Annotated in this window: 16 protein-coding genes; 1 reads left to right on the top strand and 15 read right to left on the bottom strand. The window is 64.6% G+C overall.

The features are described 5' to 3' along the window. Positions 1 to 188: 188 nt before the first annotated feature. The 11 genes from K5554_RS04145 to K5554_RS04095 form a co-directional block, all read right to left on the bottom strand. Positions 189 to 1109, bottom strand: coding sequence for a decaprenyl-phosphate phosphoribosyltransferase (locus tag K5554_RS04145; protein WP_255565499.1), 921 nt, complete (start codon positions 1107 to 1109; stop codon positions 189 to 191). Positions 1110 to 1266: 157 nt separating this feature from the next. Continuing rightward, the gene (locus K5554_RS04140; RefSeq protein WP_221039881.1) at positions 1267 to 1545 is read right to left on the bottom strand and encodes a spore coat protein; all 279 of its coding nucleotides are present in this window, start codon (positions 1543 to 1545) and stop codon (positions 1267 to 1269) included. A gap of 13 nt (positions 1546 to 1558) precedes the next feature. Further along, positions 1559 to 1753 carry a PA2169 family four-helix-bundle protein gene (locus tag K5554_RS04135; RefSeq protein WP_221039880.1) on the bottom strand — a complete coding sequence of 65 codons (195 nt, stop codon included), beginning with the start codon at positions 1751 to 1753 and terminating at the stop codon, positions 1559 to 1561. Between the two features lie 188 nt (positions 1754 to 1941). Next, positions 1942 to 3189, bottom strand: coding sequence for a D-alanyl-D-alanine carboxypeptidase family protein (locus K5554_RS04130; RefSeq protein ID WP_221039879.1), 1248 nt, complete (start codon positions 3187 to 3189; stop codon positions 1942 to 1944). A 131-nt stretch (positions 3190 to 3320) separates the two neighbouring features. Then, complete coding sequence (locus K5554_RS04125; protein WP_221039878.1) at positions 3321 to 3620, bottom strand: hypothetical protein; 300 nt, start codon at positions 3618 to 3620, stop codon at positions 3321 to 3323. A gap of 67 nt (positions 3621 to 3687) precedes the next feature. Further along, positions 3688 to 5022, bottom strand: coding sequence for a hypothetical protein (locus K5554_RS04120; protein ID WP_221039877.1), 1335 nt, complete (start codon positions 5020 to 5022; stop codon positions 3688 to 3690). After that, positions 5019 to 5750 (bottom strand): sigma-70 family RNA polymerase sigma factor, encoded by a 732-nt coding sequence (locus K5554_RS04115; RefSeq protein ID WP_221039876.1) that lies wholly within the window; start codon positions 5748 to 5750, stop codon positions 5019 to 5021. Before K5554_RS04115 ends, K5554_RS04120 begins: the two co-directional genes overlap by 4 nt. A 264-nt stretch (positions 5751 to 6014) precedes the next feature. Beyond that, positions 6015 to 7382, bottom strand: a complete 1368-nt coding sequence (locus K5554_RS04110; RefSeq protein WP_221039875.1) for a sodium/glutamate symporter — start codon at positions 7380 to 7382, stop codon at positions 6015 to 6017. Positions 7383 to 7385: 3 nt separating this feature from the next. Then, on the bottom strand, positions 7386 to 8486 hold the full coding sequence (locus K5554_RS04105; RefSeq protein ID WP_221039874.1) for an NAD/NADP-dependent octopine/nopaline dehydrogenase family protein: 1101 nt from the start codon (positions 8484 to 8486) through the stop codon (positions 7386 to 7388). 29 nt (positions 8487 to 8515) lie between these two features. Beyond that, complete coding sequence (locus K5554_RS04100) at positions 8516 to 9376, bottom strand: MurR/RpiR family transcriptional regulator (protein WP_221039873.1); 861 nt, start codon at positions 9374 to 9376, stop codon at positions 8516 to 8518. A 229-nt stretch (positions 9377 to 9605) separates the two neighbouring features. After that, positions 9606 to 10934, bottom strand: coding sequence for a M20 family metallopeptidase (locus tag K5554_RS04095; protein WP_221039872.1), 1329 nt, complete (start codon positions 10932 to 10934; stop codon positions 9606 to 9608). 318 nt (positions 10935 to 11252) lie between these two features. Here K5554_RS04095 and K5554_RS04090 point away from each other — a divergent pair, with 318 nt between their 5' ends. Then, positions 11253 to 11981 (top strand): NYN domain-containing protein, encoded by a 729-nt coding sequence (locus K5554_RS04090; RefSeq protein WP_221039871.1) that lies wholly within the window; start codon positions 11253 to 11255, stop codon positions 11979 to 11981. A gap of 233 nt (positions 11982 to 12214) precedes the next feature. Here K5554_RS04090 and murJ read toward each other — a convergent pair whose 3' ends face one another. The 4 genes from murJ to K5554_RS04070 all read right to left on the bottom strand — a co-directional run bounded on the left by murJ (position 12215) and on the right by K5554_RS04070 (position 17618). Beyond that, positions 12215 to 13816, bottom strand: a complete 1602-nt coding sequence (gene murJ / locus K5554_RS04085) for a murein biosynthesis integral membrane protein MurJ (protein WP_221039870.1) — start codon at positions 13814 to 13816, stop codon at positions 12215 to 12217. A gap of 272 nt (positions 13817 to 14088) precedes the next feature. Continuing rightward, positions 14089 to 15249 carry an ABC transporter permease gene (locus tag K5554_RS04080; RefSeq protein WP_221039869.1) on the bottom strand — a complete coding sequence of 387 codons (1161 nt, stop codon included), beginning with the start codon at positions 15247 to 15249 and terminating at the stop codon, positions 14089 to 14091. Beyond that, positions 15246 to 15995, bottom strand: a complete 750-nt coding sequence (locus tag K5554_RS04075) for an ABC transporter ATP-binding protein (protein WP_221040511.1) — start codon at positions 15993 to 15995, stop codon at positions 15246 to 15248. Before K5554_RS04075 ends, K5554_RS04080 begins: the two co-directional genes overlap by 4 nt. 27 nt (positions 15996 to 16022) lie before the next feature. After that, on the bottom strand, positions 16023 to 17618 hold the full coding sequence (locus K5554_RS04070; protein ID WP_221039868.1) for an efflux RND transporter periplasmic adaptor subunit: 1596 nt from the start codon (positions 17616 to 17618) through the stop codon (positions 16023 to 16025). Positions 17619 to 17864: the final 246 nt, after the last annotated feature.

Raw genomic sequence — 17864 nt, 5'->3', positions numbered from 1 at the left:
GGCTCCCCGCCGGCGCTCGGCGGCCGCAAAGGCCGGACGAACGAACTTAGGCCGTATGCGCCTTGGGGAACCTCCCTGCGGGGCTTGTTCCGCGGTTCGCAGCGGTTGCGTCTACTTATAACCTCTGCCCGCTTTCGCCGGCGGCGCTCCGCTAAGTTCCGCCGACGGGCAGGCGAAAAGCCTGAGCGCTATACTATTCCGCGCCCGTTGAGGTAAAGCACGGCCAAAACGGCCAGGCCCCAGAGGATTACATCGGCGAGGAGCTGCTTGTCCGTAAGCAGCACCTCCTCCGGGCTGCCGCCCAGGTCGCGGCGGTAGATCAGGTAGAGGTAGCGGAAGAGGCCGAAGAGCACAAAGGGAATCGTCAGCATCATGTACAGGCCGTGCCCGGCCGTAAAGGTGTATACCGAATACGAGACCAGGGTGGCCGCCGTCACGGTGGCCAGAAGCTGGTTGAGCAGCTCCGGCGAGTAATCGTCCAGCGCGGCGCGGTGGGCCCCGGCCTGGGTCTCCAGGAGCAGGAGTTCATGGCGCCGCTTCCCCAGCCCAAGAAAAAGCGAAAGCAGTGTGGTGCAGATGAGAAGCCAGGGTGAAATGCCTACACCCACGGCCATGGCACCGGCGGCAGCCCGCAGCACAAAGCCGGCGGCCAGGGAGATAAGGTCGATGAGTACGACATTCTTCAGCCAGCGCGAATAAGCCACGGTCCAAAGGAAGTAAAGGAGTACTAAACCCCCGAAAGAGGTTCCCAAACTGAACCCGCCCGCCAGCGCCCCCGCAAGAAGCAGCACCAGCAAGGCCCGGGCCTCGCCCAGGCTCACCGTGCCCGCAGCCAGCGGGCGGTGGCATTTCACCGGGTGCAGGCGGTCTTCTTCCCGGTCGCGCATGTCGTTGTAAACATAGCCCGCGCTGGAGATGAGGCAGAATACCAGGCAGGCGGCCAGCGCCGTGGCCAGGGCAACGGGGTCGGTGAAGAGGCCGGAGAACACCACGCCGGCCAGCACAAAACCGTTTTTCGTCCACTGGCGCGGACGCAGCAGGGCCACGTAGGCCGCCAGGCGCTCCTGAAGCGAAACCTCCGCAGCTGCCGGTGCTGGTTTGCCGTTCACGCCTTTTCCCTCCCGGCCGGTCATCCTGAGTCGCGGCACACCGCAGCGGCGGCCGCAACCGTTCTCTTCGGAGAGTTCTTTGCTATTATATCATTCGTTGGGACGCGCGGTAAAGAAAACTACCCGGTTGCCCGGGTAGCTGGACGCAGGAGGAGCTTCAGGGTGTCTGCAGCTGCATCTGGCTCAGCATGCGCTGGGCCTGGCTGATCTCCTGCTGGCTGGCGGTGGTGGGTTGGTACCAGCCCTTTTGTGCCATGAAGTCGAAGATCTGCTTTTGGTGGCCCAGGCAGGCGTTCAGCATGTTCTGGTAGTCGCGGCGCAGGCGTTCATCCGCCGCTTCGAGGATGGAGTTCGTCAGCATGCTGGCCACAAACTTGTGCTCGTTGAGCATGACGCCGGTCAGAATCTGATCGTTGATCTTGTTTGAAGTCGGCACCTTGTTCCCTCCTTTACTGCAGGGTGGTCCTGAGATGCTGGCTCAGCATCTGCACGTGGCTTTCGTGGTCACGGGCCATGTTTTGACACATGGTCTTCAATTGCGGGTCGCTGCAGAGCTCGCTGCAGGCGCTCATGAACTGGGCCATGTTGTTCTCCACCGACAGGTGATCCTGCAGGGTAAGAAGTTCTCTGGAAGTCCGAGCCAAGCTCCATCCCCCCTTTCGGGGAGTATTTTCTCCTTACTGGGGGCCCATTATGCCGGTCGCCGGCCCCTTTCTGGCCCGGCCGCCATGCACGCGCCGGTGTCCACGGGCCGGGTGTACAGCCCGCCCTATCCGCCGGGAACCGACGCCGCCCGGCCGGCCGGGCCGCACCCGGTGAAATTCCAGGCCCTTTACTCGCGGTCGCGGTAGCGCGCCACTGCACGCTTCCAGCGCACGCGCTGCCGGCGCCGGCGCAGGTCCCAGCTCACCACCAGGTACCCCAGCGTGTAGACGCCCAGAGCCACCAGCACCCAGAACCACCAGTTCCGCCGCACCGGGCGCGCCACATCGGCGGCGGCCACCAGGGGTACGCGCCCCAGCTCTTCTCCACCCAGGGTAAAGACCACCTCGCCCACCTCCCGGCCGGCGGCCACCGGCGCGGCCAGCTGGTCGGTAAGCTTCAGCGACCGCTCGATCCGGTCGCTTTTTTCTTTAGGTACCGTTACCGCAAGCCCCGTCTGGGCCTGTACGGCCACGCTCTCGCTTTCCCCACCCTTAACGGGGACGGTGCCGAACGCCTCGCCCGGCCGGACCAGGCTCCGGGTGATGAAGTTGGCAAAGCCGTAATCGAGCAGGCGTTCCGCGTCGGTCCAGATGCTGTTGCCTTCACTCTTCAACACCACGGCAAGGAAGCGCTGCCCGCCGCGCGTGGCCGAAGCCACCAGGCACTGGCGGGCTTCGTTGGTGTAGCCGGTCTTAACCCCGTCCGCCCCGTCGTAGCGCCAGAGGAGGCGGTTGTGGTTGATAAGGAGTCTCTTCTCGCCCTTTGCGGGCCAGGGCACCTCCTGGGCCTTGGTGGCGACGAGGCGCCGGAAATCAGGCCGCGCCACGGCCGCTTTGGCGATAAGGGCCAGGTCGCGGGCCGTGCTGTAGTGCGCAGGGTCGGGCAGGCCGCTAGGGTTGGCGAAGTGGGTGTTTACGGCGCCGAGCTCCCGGGCGCGTTCGTTCATTAGGGTGACAAAGGCGGGAACACTGCCCGCGATGTGTTCGGCGATGGCCCAGGCGGCGTCGTTGCCGGAGTTCAGCAGCAGCCCGTAGAGCAGCTCTTCCAGGGTATACGTTTCGCCCGCGCTGGTGTACATGGAACTTCCTTCCTGGCCGGCGGCTTCCCGGCTGATGGTGATTTTATCGCTTAAGTGCCCTCTTTCCAGGGCCAAAAGAGCGGTCATGATCTTGGTGGTGCTGGCCATGGGCAGCCTCTCGTCCGGGTTTTGCGCGGCCAGAACCGCGCCTGTTTCGGGGTCCATGAGCACGGCCGCCTGCCCGACCAACGCGGGTGGAGCCGCCCAGGCCATGGTGCTGATCAATAAGGTGAGGGTAAAAATGGCAGTGAAAAAAGCAAGACCCTTAGTCCTGCCGGAGAAGGATGAGCGGCGCATTTTTTACCTCCAGGTTTTTCGTCTGTCTTTATTATTATTGGCGGCGCCGGAAAAAATTCCTCCTCCGGCAGGCAAGAAATGCCCGCCGGAAACAAGGAGCCCGGGACATCCCGGGCTCGTCACTTTGCAGCCTAGCGCAGGTAACCCATCTGTTCCCACTGTTCAACGGTTTGGATGGCCTGGTAGGGCGTGTAACCGGTTCCTACCAGGTACCCCATGGCGGCCACCTGCCGCATCACGTGAAGAGGGTTTACGCCTGCCTGCAGCTGGCGTAGGCCGTGCTGGGCCACCGGCTCCAGCAGGCGGATGATCTGGCGGGGGTCCTGCGGCGGCCGGCCTGGAGGGAGCGGCGGCCCTTCCCAGCCGCCGTGCCAATCGCCCGGTCCACCCCAACCGCCAGGAGGTCCCCAGTCACCGTGGTCAAAGGGCATTAACATTCCCCCTTTCCGGGTCTACTTCAGCATATGAAGCAGCCGTACAAGGGGTTCATGTAAGGGATTAGCCGTCCTGGCCGTCGTTGTCCCGGCCGCGCGGGGTGGAGCTGCTCTTTTTGCCGCCGCTCGAACCGGCAGTGCCGGGCGGTGCTTTTTTTTCCTTTCCGGCGCCCGTAGGCGCCTTTTCCGGCGCCTCTTTGTTGCCTGGTGAGTCTTCCGTTTCTTTTTCTGTGCCGCCACCCGCACTGGGCGGAACCTTCTCCCGCCCGGCGGGTAGAGTGCCGGGTTCCTCCGGCGGGAGCGCCTGCTCCTGGGCCGGGTGCTCCTTCTCGTTCTCGTTCTCTTTCTCCTTCTCCTTCTCCGGCTGGGCCGGGCGCTCTTTCTCCTGCTCCGACCGGGTGGAGCGCTCTTTCTCCGGCTGGGTGGAGCGCTCTTTCTCCGGCTCCGGCGGGGCGGAGCGCTCCGGCGCCGGTTCCAGCTGTACCGGGCGCTCAAGCTCCCCGGCCTTCTTGGCGGGCTTTGTGGGAGCCTGCGGCCGGTCGGGCGGCGCACCCTTCTTGGGTCCGGACGGGCTTTGCCTGCCCGCGTCACTGCCGCCGTTGGTCCGCTGAGCCGGGGCGGCATGTTCCTTCTTTACTCCTTCCCGCCGTCCCTGGCGGTACACTTCATCCGCCCGCTTGCCGGCTCGCTCGAGGATGTCTTTGATGCCCGCGTCCCGGCTCTGGGCTATGATCTCCTGGCGTTCCCTGCCTGCAGCCGGAGCAGGGGTCAGCTTTTTCACCAGGCGCAGTTTATTGAGAGAGATGTTGCTGCTCCGGGCCTCCATAAGCTCAGACGGCGCTGCCTCCTCCACCGCCACGAACGCCTCCCGGCCGGTTTCCTCCAGCGCCCGGCGGGCAGCCGCCTCCAAGTCCGGCAGGGGAACAGCACTGCCACTTTGAAAATCCACGCGGGTAAGCAGCACCACGTCCTCCGGCCGGTCCGCCAGGTACCCGTCCACGGCCGCCTGCCGCACCAGGCCTTCCACCGCCGCGGCCGGTGCCTTACCCACCACCGGCACCTCCCGCAGCAGGCGGGCGCCGTCGGCGTTGAGCGCTTCGCCGCTCTTTACGGTGCCGCTGCGGGCGATGGTAAGTCCAATGCTGGGGTTGATGTCAAGAGCAATGTACGCCGCCGGGCGCAGGGCCAGGGCGCCCAGGGGCAACACCGCCGCCAGGAATACGGCCGCCGCCAGGGCCAGCGGCAGCCAGCGGGCGTGGCGGGCCGGGGTGACTTCAATCTCTTCACCCGGCAGGGGGAGCGGGGGGCGCTGCTTGAGGCGGCGGAACTCGCCCCCGGCCGTTAGGACGAGCAGTCCGTCCTCATAGGTCTTTAGCACTAGGGCCTTGCCGTGTTTCACCCCTGCCACCCCCTCTCGTACGGCTCGACGTAGCCGGCCAGGTGCGCGTAGTCCGGGTTGGCCCGGATCAGGGCCACCGCCAAGAGATAGCGCCGCCCGCGTTCCAACAACTTGTAGCTCAGGCCGGTAAGCTCCGCCAGCTCCTTGAGCGGTACCTGGCGCGTGCGCTTTAGGTGCGCCAGCAGGGCGGGGCTCGCCGCCAGGGCGGCGCCCGCTTTCAGAAGCCGGGCGCGCGCGTCGCGGTGGCGGGGGCAGGCCGCGGCCACGTCCTCCAGGGTAAGCCCGTAGGCCGCCAGCTCCGCGCAGAAGGCGGTGATCTCTTCCAACCGTTCGCGCCGCTCCCGTTCGCGGGCGCTTGCCTCCTCGGCCGCTGAGATCACCCCGGGGTGGGTCTCGGTCTCCCCTTCGGGGCCGGTGACCTCAAGCGGCACCTCCCGTCCCCGCGCCCGGTCGCGCCGGTAGTGGTCCGCCAGGCGGGCGGCGATTACCCGGCGGGCGTAGCTTAAGAAGGCGGCGCCGCGCGCCGGGTCATAGCTCTCGATGGCCTCGTTGAAAGCCATGAGGCCGATGCTGTATTCATCGCTGTGACAGTCCACCGGGCGGCCACAGCGCCAGGAAACCACCTTCAGTATGTACTCCTGGTGAGAGGCGAGGAGTTCATGGCGGGCCGCCGCATCGCCCTGCCGGGCACGCTCCACCAGGCTGCTTACTTCTTCCCGCGCGGCCACTCCTTACCCCCTCCCCAGGCCTTCGTGTTACCTACTTATGTATTCGACCTGCCCGGGGTTATTCCTGCCCTGCTGGAGCTTCCTGGTAACTGCGCCTCCTTCCCTCTTATCCTGCTCCAAGGTACTAGGTCCCGCCGCATCATCCTCTCACCAGTGTTATTCGCAGGGAAGGGTACATTTCTGGGGGGAAAGAAAAACGGCCCGCCGAGGGCTCCCGCGGGCCGCAACGCCAAGTGCAGCAGCAGGGAAAGGGCGCCGGGCAGATCAGGCCGGGTGTTTGCCGGCCCGCGCCCGGGGCACAGGCAGCTGTGGCGTCCACCAGCCGAAGATGCGGGCCGCCACCAGGAGCACCGCCAAGCCGCCGATGGTTGCCCAGGTAAACTGGCCTGCCAGGCCGTTCATGATAAGAAGGGGCGGCAGGGCGGTGAGGGCGATGACGATGGGGCGGTTCAGCACCAGGGCTGCCGCCGTGTCCTCCATGGCCCGGGAGTTGAACTCCGGGTCCACCACCCTGAGCAGCATGATGCCTGTGGTGAGCACCCCGCAGGCGCTGCCCCACACGATCATGTTGCGTTCAAACCAGTGTTCCCGCGACATGTGAGAGCCAAGGTACATAAACCACACCCAGTTGAGAGCAAAGCCGAAGGCGAAGAGGAGGGCGAGCGGGGCTGCGTATTTGATGATCACTGAAAGTTTGATGGATTCCATGCCGGCCACGATGAGCAGGTCGGTGGCCGTGCCGCTGATACGGGTAACGGTGGCGCGGTCCACGTACTTGTTCGTCCCCGTCTGGATGAGTAGATACTGGAGCAGGTATGCGACCAGGAGCGCCCAGGCGAACTCCGGGATTTGGAGGTTCTTGTTAAGAACGAGGACCCACTTGGACAGGTAGTAACCAATAAGGGAAGGGATGAGGATGAGTGCGAGGTGGAAGCTGAGCGGGTCAATGGAGATGGAGGCCACCGTAGCTTTCCCCAGGGCTTTCTGGTCCTGGGGCGCCACCAGGCCGGTGCGCAGCTCGCGCGGCAGCTCGGCCGGCGAGTCAAGGAAACTGGTAACGCCCCGGCGGGTGGCCCAGTTGATGAAGGCGACGCCGCCGACGATGCCGCCCACGATACCCACCGTGGCGGAGGTCATGCCTAGGCCCAGCGCCTCATCCCAGCCTAGCCCCTTAAAGGCGGCCCCCACCGCAGCAGCCGTTCCGTGCCCGCCGTAAAAGCCGGTGGCCAGCATCAGGCCAAACCCGGGGTGCAGCTTCCAGATGGCGCCCAGCACGTAAAGGGAAAGAGCCATTCCTAGGCCGTACTGAGCCAGGGCGATCCCCGTGTAATTGGAGAACATCTCACCGATGCCGCGGCCGCTCTGGCGCCAGTCCACCGGCTTGTCCCCGATGGGCATGGAGGCAAAAACCAGGATGATAAGGATGCTGGAATAGGTGCCCACCGAGCCGGAGAAGGGCAGCCAGCCCAACCCGTTGGGGCCGAGCGCCCAGGCCAGGAGGCCGGCGATAAGGGCGGCCGGCAGGAGCAGGTCCTGGAAGAGCTTTACTTTAGCGCGCAGGATCTGGGCCGCCACCAAGAGGCCACCCATAAGGGAAAAATCGATAAAGACGCTCCAGGCAGTAAACTTCACAACTTAACTCCCCTTTCTTCCTGTCTCAAGGTAGGTGCGCAGCCCGGCGCGGTCGAGGCCGCTCAGACCCAGGTTCTCGGCCGTGCGGCCGCTGTGCCAGAAGTCCGCCCCCAGGGCGGCGTTGCCGAGCTCCACCACCGCGCGGCAGACGGGCGTGGGTACCCCCGCCACCGCGCCCAGGGAGGCAATGGGCACGAGACCGGTGGGCAGGTCTTCCAGGAGGTAGCGCACCTTGAGGCTGGTAGGCGCCTTAATCTCGTGATAGGCCGAGTTGCTGAGGAGGGCTTCGTGCAAGGTGGCACCGCGCGCGTCGTACACAGCCGCCAGCCACTCCTTGGCCGTGAGCACGCGGGCACCCAGGCTCTGGGCCACCGCCACGCGCTCGGCGTCGATGCGCTCCAAGACGGCCGTAACGGCAGGGGTCATCCCATCGCGGTAGAATTCAAAGTCCTCGCCGGCCTCCACGCGCCCGGCATTAAGCAGCACCGTGGCGGGGTGGAACACGGCTCCGATGTTCATAAGGCTGGTATCGAGCACGGTGGGCGCCGGCTTGAACTCCGTAAAGTAGGGCTCCAGGGCGGCCAGCACGGCCGGCGTGCCCGCGGCCGGAAAAGCAGCCAGGGTGACGGCGTGCTTAACCCCCTTGACGCTCACCCCGGACGCCCCGACGGCGCGGCAGGCATACAGCAGGGTCTGGGTTTCGGCCAGGTGCACCTGAGCGCGGCACCCGGCGGCCTTGAGGACGTGCGCGAACTCCAGCGCGCCACCCGTGCGGCCCGGGTTGAGGATAACGGTTTGCCCGTCCACCAGGTGCGGGGCCAGGGCGCGGGCGATGTCCCGGTGGGCAAAAGCAGGCACCACCACCAGGATGAGGGCGGCTCCCTCCAGGGCGCGGGCGAAGTCGTCGCCGGTCACCTCCACGGGACCGAAGCCGGTTACAGCTCCTTCCAAGGTGACGCCGCCGGCGGCGGCGATGCCGTTCAGCTCCCCTGGAAGACTACTGCCCAGGCGCACCTGGGCGCCTTTTAAGGCCAGGTGGCCGGCGAAGGCGCGCGCCCCGTTTCCGCCGCCAATCACGGCCACTTTGCTGGGACTTAAATGCACTCTCAACATCCCCTTCTTATGGTCCGGTGCTAGTGAATAAAGGTCTCCAACTGGTCAAAGGCCTCCTCGGCGGCGCTCAGGGTGGCCATCACCTCCTTCTTTTGGGCCAGCGCCACCGCACCCGCCAGGGCATTGCCGAGCGCCAACGCCGGCACAGCAGAGCCGATGGGGTGCAGCGAGGCGTTGGGCAGGAAAAAGACCACGTCGGCCAGGGGCGCGAGCGGCGAGGAAACGCCGTCCGTAAGAGCGATTACGCGCGCCCCGCGTGTGCGGGCGAACTCTAGAACGCGTACGGTGTCCCGGGTGTAGCGCGGAAAGGCTATGCCAAGGACAACGTCTTCCGGGCCGATGGCGCGCAGGCCCTCGGCCAGGTCGCCCACGCCCGGGGTAAGGCAGCGGGCGTTGCCGCGCACCGCATTCAGGGTAAAAGCCAGAAAGTAGGCGGCGGCGTAGGAAGAGCGCAGGCCGATCACGTAGACCTGGCGCGCCGCCGCCAGGTAGCCGGCGGCCCTTTCGAAGTCCGCCGGGGTGACTTGCGCCAGGGCGGCGTGGAGGTTGTCCATATCCAGGGTAAAGGATTTTTCCCAGGCCGGCCCTTCCGCACCCGCACCGCTGGCGCTCCGGTTGAAGCGCTCCAGGGTGATGGGGGTGGTGAGATTTTTCTGTACCGATTTCTGGAAGGTGGCAAACCCATCGTACCCCAGTCGGCTGAGGAGGCGCAGTACACTGGACTCGCTCACCCCCGCCTGCCGGCCGAGCTGTGCCGCCGAGGTATAGGCCACCTCCTCCAGGTGCTCCAGGAGGTAGTCCGCCACGCGGCGCTGGGCCGGCGTAAGCTCCCTGCACTTCTCTTTCAGGCGCCGGCTGAAGGCTTCCTGGGCTTTGTTCATGAAATCTCCCCTCGCTCTACACTATTCTTGAGTGGGTGTGTGCTAATTTTGCGACTGATGCAGCTGCACCATCTTTGCTATATGCTGCTGTTGTCTTCACACCATACATATTAGCTGTCATCGCCCCGCTTTCCTTCATTGTTAGAAAAATATCTTTTCAATCCAACAAAAACCAGATCCACCACGAGGGGCGGATCTGGTTGCTGGGCCGTATTTAGCCGGGTTCCCTCTACCAGCGGACCACCTTTTTGTACGTAGCCAGGGTAGGGGGCGGGCCGGCCTTGGTGAACTCGTCCTTGATGCTCTTTAGGTACTTGGCATCCGTCAGGATGTCAACGCCCAGGGAAGCCAGCACCTTGGAAGCGGTAAGCATTCCCTGGCGGCCGATTTCGGCCACCGTGGCGTCGGCCGCCTCGATGGAGTGGCCCGCCGCGGTTTTGGGCTTACTGGCGATGCTGAGGGAGATGGCCGGGATGTGCCCGGAAAGCTCGGCAAAGTCGGTGGAACCGCCTGCTTTCGGCTCTTCATCGATGGCCTGCGCCCCGTACTCCTTGGCGTAGGTGAAGGCGCGTTCCTCCAGGGCAGCCAGGCCCAGGGTGTTGTAGTACTTGCCGTAGTTGGTGATCTCCACCTCGGTGCCCGTCATCATGGCCGCCGCCTTGGCGATAGCCTCCAGGCGCTGGCCCATCTTATCCACGTACTCGCGGGTGGGGTGGCGGTAGAAGAAATCGGTTTCGGCAATGGACGGGATCACGTTGGGGGCGTCGCCACCTTTGGTGATCACCCCGTGAATGCGGGCATCGGGCAGGATGTGCTCGCGGTAGGCGTCCACCCCGGCGAACATCAGGCGGGCCGCGTCGAGGGCGTCGAGGCCGTTCCAGGGGTCGCCGGAGGCGTGGGCGCTCTTACCCTTAAAGAGGTAGCGCGTGGAGTCCAAGGTTACGCCGGACCAACCGGCGGCCAGGCGGTTGGTGGTGCCGCTCCCGTGGAACATCAGGATGACGTCCGCGCCGTCAAAAACGCCCGCCGCCAGCATTTTACCCTTGGCCGGCGGGGGAATCTCCTCGGCCGGGGTACCCACCACCCACACGCTGCCGTTTATTTTGTTCTGCTCCATTACCTGCTTGAGGGCCACAGCGGCGCCGAGCCCGGCCGGTCCCTGCAGGTTGTGCTGGCAGCCGTGGAAGGCCGTGCCGCCGGGGCCGCGCAGGGCGTCATACTCCACAATGTAGGCCACGGTGGGGCCGCCGCTCCCCTGCTGAAAAGTGGCTTTGAATGCCGTCTCCAGCTCGGCCACGCCGGTCTCCACGTTGAAGCCGTTGTCCTTAAGGTAGCCGGTTAAAAGCTGCACCGCCTCAAACTCGTTGTAACCAGGTTCGGGGTTCTTGTACATCCAGTCGCCCATGGAATACAGCTTTTCCGCCTGTGCCTCCACCAGTTTCACTGCCGCGGCCCGCACTTGGCTCGCGCGCGGCGCTGCCTGAGCCGTCACAGAAACGAGCAGAACCAGCGCCGAACTAAGCGCCAGAACCTGCCGGTACCTCCTGCCTGCCAGCATGGTTTCTCCCCCTTGCCCTCATAGTTTTGGACCCCCGAGGCCGTCACCTAACCTGCGCGCCGGTTAGTTGTGGTACATTATATAACGGTTGGAAACGGGCGTCAAGTCTTTTTTGTCGCACAATAATGTGGGGTTATGGGCCGCTTAAAGCCGGGTGAGCTGTGGGTCGACGGCAGGTGCACGGGGTGGGTCGGAAGGCCCTGGTGCGGGAACGGGGAGGCCGGGGCAGGGCGGAGATTTGTGCATGGTAGTATATAGGAAGCGGTCCAATGAGAAACTAGTAAAAGAAGATTCAAGAAAAAGAAAGGATGACTCTTAATGGCCAAGGAACAAAAAGTAGCCTTGTTTATCGACTTTGAGTATCTCTTCTTCACCTTGTGCAACCAGTACGGCGTCTCCCCGCGCCCGGAAGAACTCATCCGCATCGCCTCCGAGTACGGCGAGCTCAAGGTCGCTAAGGCCTTCGCCGACCTGGCCAGCTCGGAGGAGCTGCGCCGTGCCGCGTACCTCCTTCGGACTCAGAGCATCGAGATGGTGGATGCCGCCGCCGACCGCACCCGGGAACGGGCTAAAAACTACACCGACTTTGCCATGCTGGACGCCATCTACGGCACCTACCTGGATCAGGAAGACATTAACACCTTCGTGATTGTCACCGGCGACGGGCATTTCTCCAGCGTGGTGGCCCGGCTGCGCGTCCGCTGCAAGAAGAATATTGTGGTGGTAGGGCTGCCGCACTTCATCAACCGCGAGCTTTACCAGAGCGCCTCCGAGGTACGCGAGCTGGCGGTGGACGCCGATGCCGCCCCCGTGGACCGGGACGACCTGGTGGCCTTTGTCACCAACTCCATTCACACCCACCCCTTCGTCACCTTCAACAAAACCGTGGCCATCTACAGCAAGGTGCGCCAGGTCGATGAAGTAGCCGTCCGCAAGGCCCTGGCCACCCTCATTGACGAGGGCATCTTCATCCAGGTCATCGAGCACACCCCGCAGGCCGATGTCCGCGTCCTCAAAATTCCCACCCTCGCCGTCGCCTCCTCCTGATCGGGGTCAGGTATCAACTTTTTACTGTTTTTCTCAGTTCTGCGAAACCGGGGACCTGGTATCAACTTCTTCGCGTATTTCGCTTTCCAGCAAACAAACGCCGAAGCTGAGACAGATGGAGTTCACCTCTTAAGGGCGGAACCTCCTATCTTGCTGCAGGTTGCCGCCTGTCAATGGTGGAGCATCAAAAAAGGAACCTGCTCTTTAGGGCGGGTTCCTATTCCCTTCAGCGTCTAGTGGCGCGATGTCAGTATGCCGGGAAAGGGCCGCTTCGCATGTTTGAGAAAAAGCGTGCGAAGTTGATACCTGACCCCGAAGGCGTAGACCAGGGCGCCGGCGCCGATGAGGAGAGCCAGCCGCAGCGCCTGGGCCGCAAAGGAGGCCAGGCCGGCCGGCAGCGGCAGCAGGCCGGCCAATTTTATGAAGGCCGGTCCCCCAAAGGGGAAAAGGTGCTGCAGGAGAGCCACTACCACCGCCATCACCACCGACGAAGCACAGATTCGAACGGCATTCTCGGCCAGCCTGCGGCCGCCCAGACCGCCCAGGCGACGGCGCAGCAGCAGCAGCAACAAAACGCAACCCAAAGTATTCGCCAGGGCCGTGGCGAGGGCAAGCCCGGCGTGCGCCAGGTAACGCACCAGGACGAGGTTGAGAACGATGTTGGCCGCGATGGCGGCAAAGCCGGTGAGCATTGGGGTGGAGGTATCCTGCAGGGCGTAAAAGGCACGGCTTAGGTGGTCCCGCCAGGCGATGGGCAGGAGCGCCAATCCGTAACACAGGGTGGCGACAGCCGTGGCCTGGGTGGCCCGGGCATCGAAGGCACCGCGCTCGAAGATAAAGCGCACCACGTCCACGCGGAGCAGGGCCAGCCCTACAGTTACGGGGACAAGGAGAAAGAGGCAGATAATAAGGCCCTCTTCTACCAGTTCGCGAAAGCGGGCCTGGTCCCCCGCCGACCAGCGGGCCGCCAGGCTGGGGTAAAACACGGTGAGGACTGGCGTAATGAGAAAGCCGATGGGCAACATGGCAGCCCGGTTGGCGTAATTGAGCGCCGCGATGCTCCCCGCCGGCAGCCCGGAAGCCAGGATGCGGTCCACCACCGTGTTGATCTGTCCCACCGCCACACCCAGAACCACCGGGGCCATCAGAATCCCGATGCGGCGCACGGCCGGGTGCGTAAGTTCCAGGGCCGGTTGGTAGCGCAGGCCGGAGCGCAGCAGAGCGGGCACCTGCACAAGAAGCTGAGTGCTGGTAGCGAGCAGCGTGAACCACGCCAGCGTAGCGATGCCGCCGTGGTGAGCCGCCCAGAGGGCGAAAACGATCAGGCAGATGTTGTTGGGTATGCCCACTATGGCCGGCGCCAAAAAGCTCTTGCGCGCCTGGAGGACAGCTGTGGCCCACCCGGCAAGCCCCAGGAGCAGCATCGTCGGCATGATAATGCGGCTGAGGCGGGTAGCCAGCGCTGCCTGCGCCGGCGAAAAGCCGGGCGCAACCAGGCGGATTACCAGGGGGGACGCCAGCACCCCCACGGCCGTAAGGCCGGACAAGGCCAGGAGTACCACATGAAACGTGCTCCAGATCACGCGGGGCAACTCCTCTTTTTTCGTGCCCGTCCCGTAGGCGGTGAAAACCGGGATGGCCGCCGTGGTGAGCGCCGACCCCACCAGGCCGAGGAGCATCATCGGCACCATTTGCGCCACCAGGTAGGCATCCATAGCGGCGCTGGCCCCAAACCCGGCCGCCAGCGCCGCCTCGCGCCCAAAACCCAGTATCTTGCTCACAATCGTCGCCGCCAGGATCACCCCGGCCGCCTTCGCCGCTTCCCACCGGCTCACTCGCTCATCCTCCTCGGGGTCAGGTATCAACTTTCCAAAGTAACTCTCAGAATTGCGACCAGCCAAGGTTAACTGCGGGACTGTCCCAACGGCCAATCTCAAGGCAAGAAAGCAGGCCCCAGCGATTTACTCCAAAGGCAATTGTATCATCGTGACTCCTGAACGAGCAAGCAAAATGGGCAAAGGGCTCGCCCCTCAAAGGGTGAGCCCTGTCAGTTCTTCATTTTCGCAGGGTTGATAATTACTTTGATAAGTTGATACCTGACCCCGGGTTAGCGGAGGGCGTCGGTGGGTTGGAGGGAGGCGGCTTTGGCGGCGGGCCACACCCCGGAGGCCGCGCCGACGAGCAGGGCAAAGCCGAAAGCGACGATGATGGAGAAGGGGGAAAGGGCGGTAGGCGGGCCGAAGCGGCGGATGAGCAGTGACGCCCCCGCCCCCACCAGGATGCCCACGATGCCGCCGGCGCCGCTTAAGATGGCGGCCTCAATGAGGAACTGGCCCAGAATCTGCGAATTTTTCGCGCCCACGGCCTTGCGGATGCCGATCTCACGCGTGCGCTCCGTGACGGAGACGAGCATGATGTTCATGATGCCGATACCGCCCACGAGGAGCGAGATGCCGGCGATGGCCCCCAGCATCAGGGTCATCACGCGGTTCATCTCAGCCACCTGCTTTAACATATCGTCCCGGCTCATCACGTAGGCGGCGTCGGGGCGCCGGTACATTTTAAAGAAGATGCGCTTGAGCTGCAGGGCCGCCTGGGAGGCCTCCTTGGCGCCGGCGGCTTTAATGTTCAGGCTGTCGATGCGGGCGTTTCCCCCCATGAGGCGCTGGGCGGTGGTGTACGGTAAGTAGATGGTGCGGTCGATGCCGTACTCCTGGTCCGGCATCTTTGCCTCCAGCACCCCCACCACCGTGAAGCGCTGGTTGTTGAAGTAGACCTCCTGGCCCACCGGGTTTACGCCGCGGAACAGCTGATCACGAACGGCGGCGCCCACCACCATCACCCGCCGCCGCTCGCGCACGTCCACCTCGGAAAGGTTGCGGCCGCCCGCCAGCTGAAACTCCCGGATCGCGATGAAGTCCTGCGTGACCCCCTGGGCCGAGGTATCAATGAAGCTGTTGCGCCATTTAAGGTTCCCGCCCATGCCTACCACAGGCATCACGTACTTAACACCGGTCACGCGCGTTTTCAGATCCTCGACCAGTTCGGGAGTAAAACGCACGTCCCACCCTTGGCTGTGCACCTCGATGACGTTCGACCCCAGGCTCTCCAGGTGCCGCTGGATGTCGAGCCGCGCCCCCTGGCCCACCGAGACCAAGGCAATCACCGAAGCCACGCCGATGATCACGCCCAGCATGGTAAGGAAGGAGCGCACCTTGTTGCCCAGGATACTGCGCCAGGCCAACTTCATGCTGAGAAGGAAAGTCACTGCCCGTTCACCCCTTCCTCGGCCGCCGGCAGCGTGGCCAGCACCTCGCGCGCCAGGAGGCGCTCCTCCGGCCGCACGCGCTCGTCGCTCACGATGTGCCCATCGGCCAGGCGCAGCACGCGTTCGCAGTGCCGGGCCACGTTCAGGTCGTGCGTCACCATAACCAGCGTAATCCCCTCGCCGTGCAGCTCTTGGAAGACGGCCAGGATCTCCTCGCCCGCGCGCGAGTCCAGGTTTCCCGTGGGCTCATCGGCCAGGATCACCTCGGGCCGCGCCGCCACCGCCCGGGCGATGGCCACACGCTGCTGCTGGCCGCCGGAAAGCTCGCGCGGGCTGTGGCGGAGCCGCTCCTTAAGCCCCAGGCGCACCAGGGCCGCCTCGGCACGCTCGCGCCGCTCCCGGGAAGCGAGCCCCCGGTAAATAAGGGGCAGTTCCACGTTCTCCAGCGCCGTAAGCTGCGGAAGGAGGTTGAAGCTCTGAAAGATAAAGCCGATCTTGCGGTTGCGGATGGCCGCCAGGTCCCGGTCGCTCTTTTTGCCGACCTCCTCGCCGTCCAGGCGGTAGGCGCCGCCGGTCGGCCGGTCCAAGCAACCCAGGATGTTCATCAGCGTGGATTTACCCGAGCCGGACGGCCCCATGATGGCCACCATCTCTCCCGGGCGGATCCCCAGCGTCACCCCGCGCAGGGCCGGCACCTGGATGCGGCCCAAGCGGTACGTCTTGGTAACCTCGCTCACGTCGAGCATAATCCTTTCCGCCATGGTGAGCGCTCCTTAAGGTACCACGCGCACGGCACCGACACGTCTCGCCGGCCGCCCGCCCGGAGCGCCGAAGAAGCGTTCCTGGTCACCCGAGCTACCGGTAATCACTTCCTGCCCTTCGGTGAGACCTTCCAGCACCTCGGCCACGCGCCGGTCCTGCAGGCCGAGCTTTACCGGCACCTCGCGCAGCTTGCCTGCCTCCTGGACCTGGACAAAGGTCTGGCCGCCCTCCTCGTAGACGGCCTCAATGGGCACCGTGAGAACGCCCTTGCGCTCATCCACAAAGATGGAAACATTGGCCGTCATGCCGGCGCGCAGCTCGCCCGGCTCAAGCACCTCCACCTTCACCGGAAAGCCGGGCATGCCTTCCTTCTGCGTACCCTGGCTGGCCACCTCCGCCACCTTGGCGGCGAATGTTTTTCCCGGGAGGGCGTCCACGCGCACCGTAGCGTCCATCCCCGGCTTCACGTGCACGATATCGAGCTCATCGATCATAATCTCCGTGCTCATCTTGACGTAGCTGGCCAGCTTCACCACCGTCTTGCCGGCCTCCACCTTCTGTCCCGGCGCCGTATTCAGCTCGATCACCCGCCCGGCGATAGGGGCGCGCAGGGTAAGGCCGGCCAGCTCTTCCTGTTTGCGCTCCAGCTCCACGCGCGTCTGCTGCAGGCCCAGGATCTTGCTGTATACATCGAGCAAGGCCGAGCTTTTCTCCAGCCGGGCCAGCACCTGGCCGGCCTGCACACGGCTGCCTTCCTTCACCAGGAGTTTCTCCAGGCGGCCCCCCACACCGCTCGTCACCCAGGCATCTTCCTTCCACTTGGCGGCCGTGCCCGTCCCGGCCACCAGCCCGCCGCCTGTATCTATGTTCACCTCGGCCTTCATCTCCGGCGCCAAAAGGCCCGGGTTGGGCACGCCGATCACCACACGGCGCATAAACGCGCTCCCCTGCGGGTAGCGGTTCGGGTCCACCTCGCGCACGCGGCCGGGGGTGCTGCCGGAGAAGTCATGGAACTGCAGCTCGGCCGGCTGCCCCACCTTCACGCTGCGGGCCGACCCTTCGTCCAGGAAAAGCTCCACCAACACCTCGCTGTCGTCCACCAGGCGCAAAAGGTCCTGCTTGGCGCCGATCTGGTCGCCTTCTTTCACCTTCAGCTCCGCCACGCGTCCCGCCACCGGTGCGCGCACCGAAAGGGCCAGGTCCGGGTCGGCGCCGTCCACCTTTTCGGGGGGCACCCCCAGGACCTTCGTCAGGTCAAGGCGCGCCTGATCCAGCTCCAGCTGTGCCTTCTCCACCTCCATGCCCAGGGTGGCATTGTAGAGGGATAGGAGCGGGTCACCCTCCTTAACCTCCTGCCCTTCTTTTACGAAAACCTGGTCCACCAGCCCCTCGGTAAGCGGGGCTACCTCCTTCTCCTCGCCGGCCGCCAGCGGCCCCCAGCCTTCCACGGTGAGGCGCACGTCGCCGCGCTCCACCCGGCCCGTGGCAATAACATCCGGCCGCGCTGCCTTGTCCGCTCCCTTGCCTTTGAGCGCGCGCCAGCCGAAAAGCCCGCCCCCCGCGAGCACCAACGCCACCACCAGCCCGATAACCAGTCGCTTCCTCATCTCCCTCGCGTCGCTCCTTTCGCTGCACCCTTCCTTTCCCTTACCTTATGTATGACGCACCAAGTGCTGGTAAAGTTCCATTATTTGTTGACCCTAGGAAGAACAAGTTGAAGCAGTTCTTCTGTCCGGACTCACCTGACTCAGTCCGCTGGCTTAGTCTACGACACCTATGAAAGGAGTGGGGTTCAGGCCCGCGCGGTCCTAAGAACAGAAAAAAGGAGCTGCTTTTAACGCAGCAGGTGGCCG

Origin of the sequence: Gelria sp. Kuro-4, assembly GCF_019668485.1 — a bacterium.
Taxonomy (GTDB): Bacteria; Bacillota; DTU030; order DUMP01; family DUMP01; genus DUMP01.
Note: the sequence above shows the minus strand (reverse complement) of the source record. Positions and strands in the feature narration are given on the sequence as shown.

Excerpts from the sequence above, each read along its gene's own strand:
- K5554_RS04130 (WP_221039879.1), bottom strand. The coding sequence starts at position 3,189 with ATGCGCCGCTCATCCTTCTCCGGCAGGACTAAGGGTCTTGCTTTTTTC.
- K5554_RS04095 (WP_221039872.1), bottom strand. The coding sequence starts at position 10,934 with ATGCTGGCAGGCAGGAGGTACCGGCAGGTTCTGGCGCTTAGTTCGGCG.
- K5554_RS04070 (WP_221039868.1), bottom strand. The coding sequence starts at position 17,618 with ATGAGGAAGCGACTGGTTATCGGGCTGGTGGTGGCGTTGGTGCTCGCG.
- K5554_RS04100 (WP_221039873.1), bottom strand. The coding sequence starts at position 9,376 with ATGAACAAAGCCCAGGAAGCCTTCAGCCGGCGCCTGAAAGAGAAGTGC.
- K5554_RS04090 (WP_221039871.1), top strand. The coding sequence starts at position 11,253 with ATGGCCAAGGAACAAAAAGTAGCCTTGTTTATCGACTTTGAGTATCTC.
- K5554_RS04125 (WP_221039878.1), bottom strand. The coding sequence starts at position 3,620 with ATGCCCTTTGACCACGGTGACTGGGGACCTCCTGGCGGTTGGGGTGGA.
- K5554_RS04075 (WP_221040511.1), bottom strand. The coding sequence starts at position 15,995 with ATGCTCGACGTGAGCGAGGTTACCAAGACGTACCGCTTGGGCCGCATC.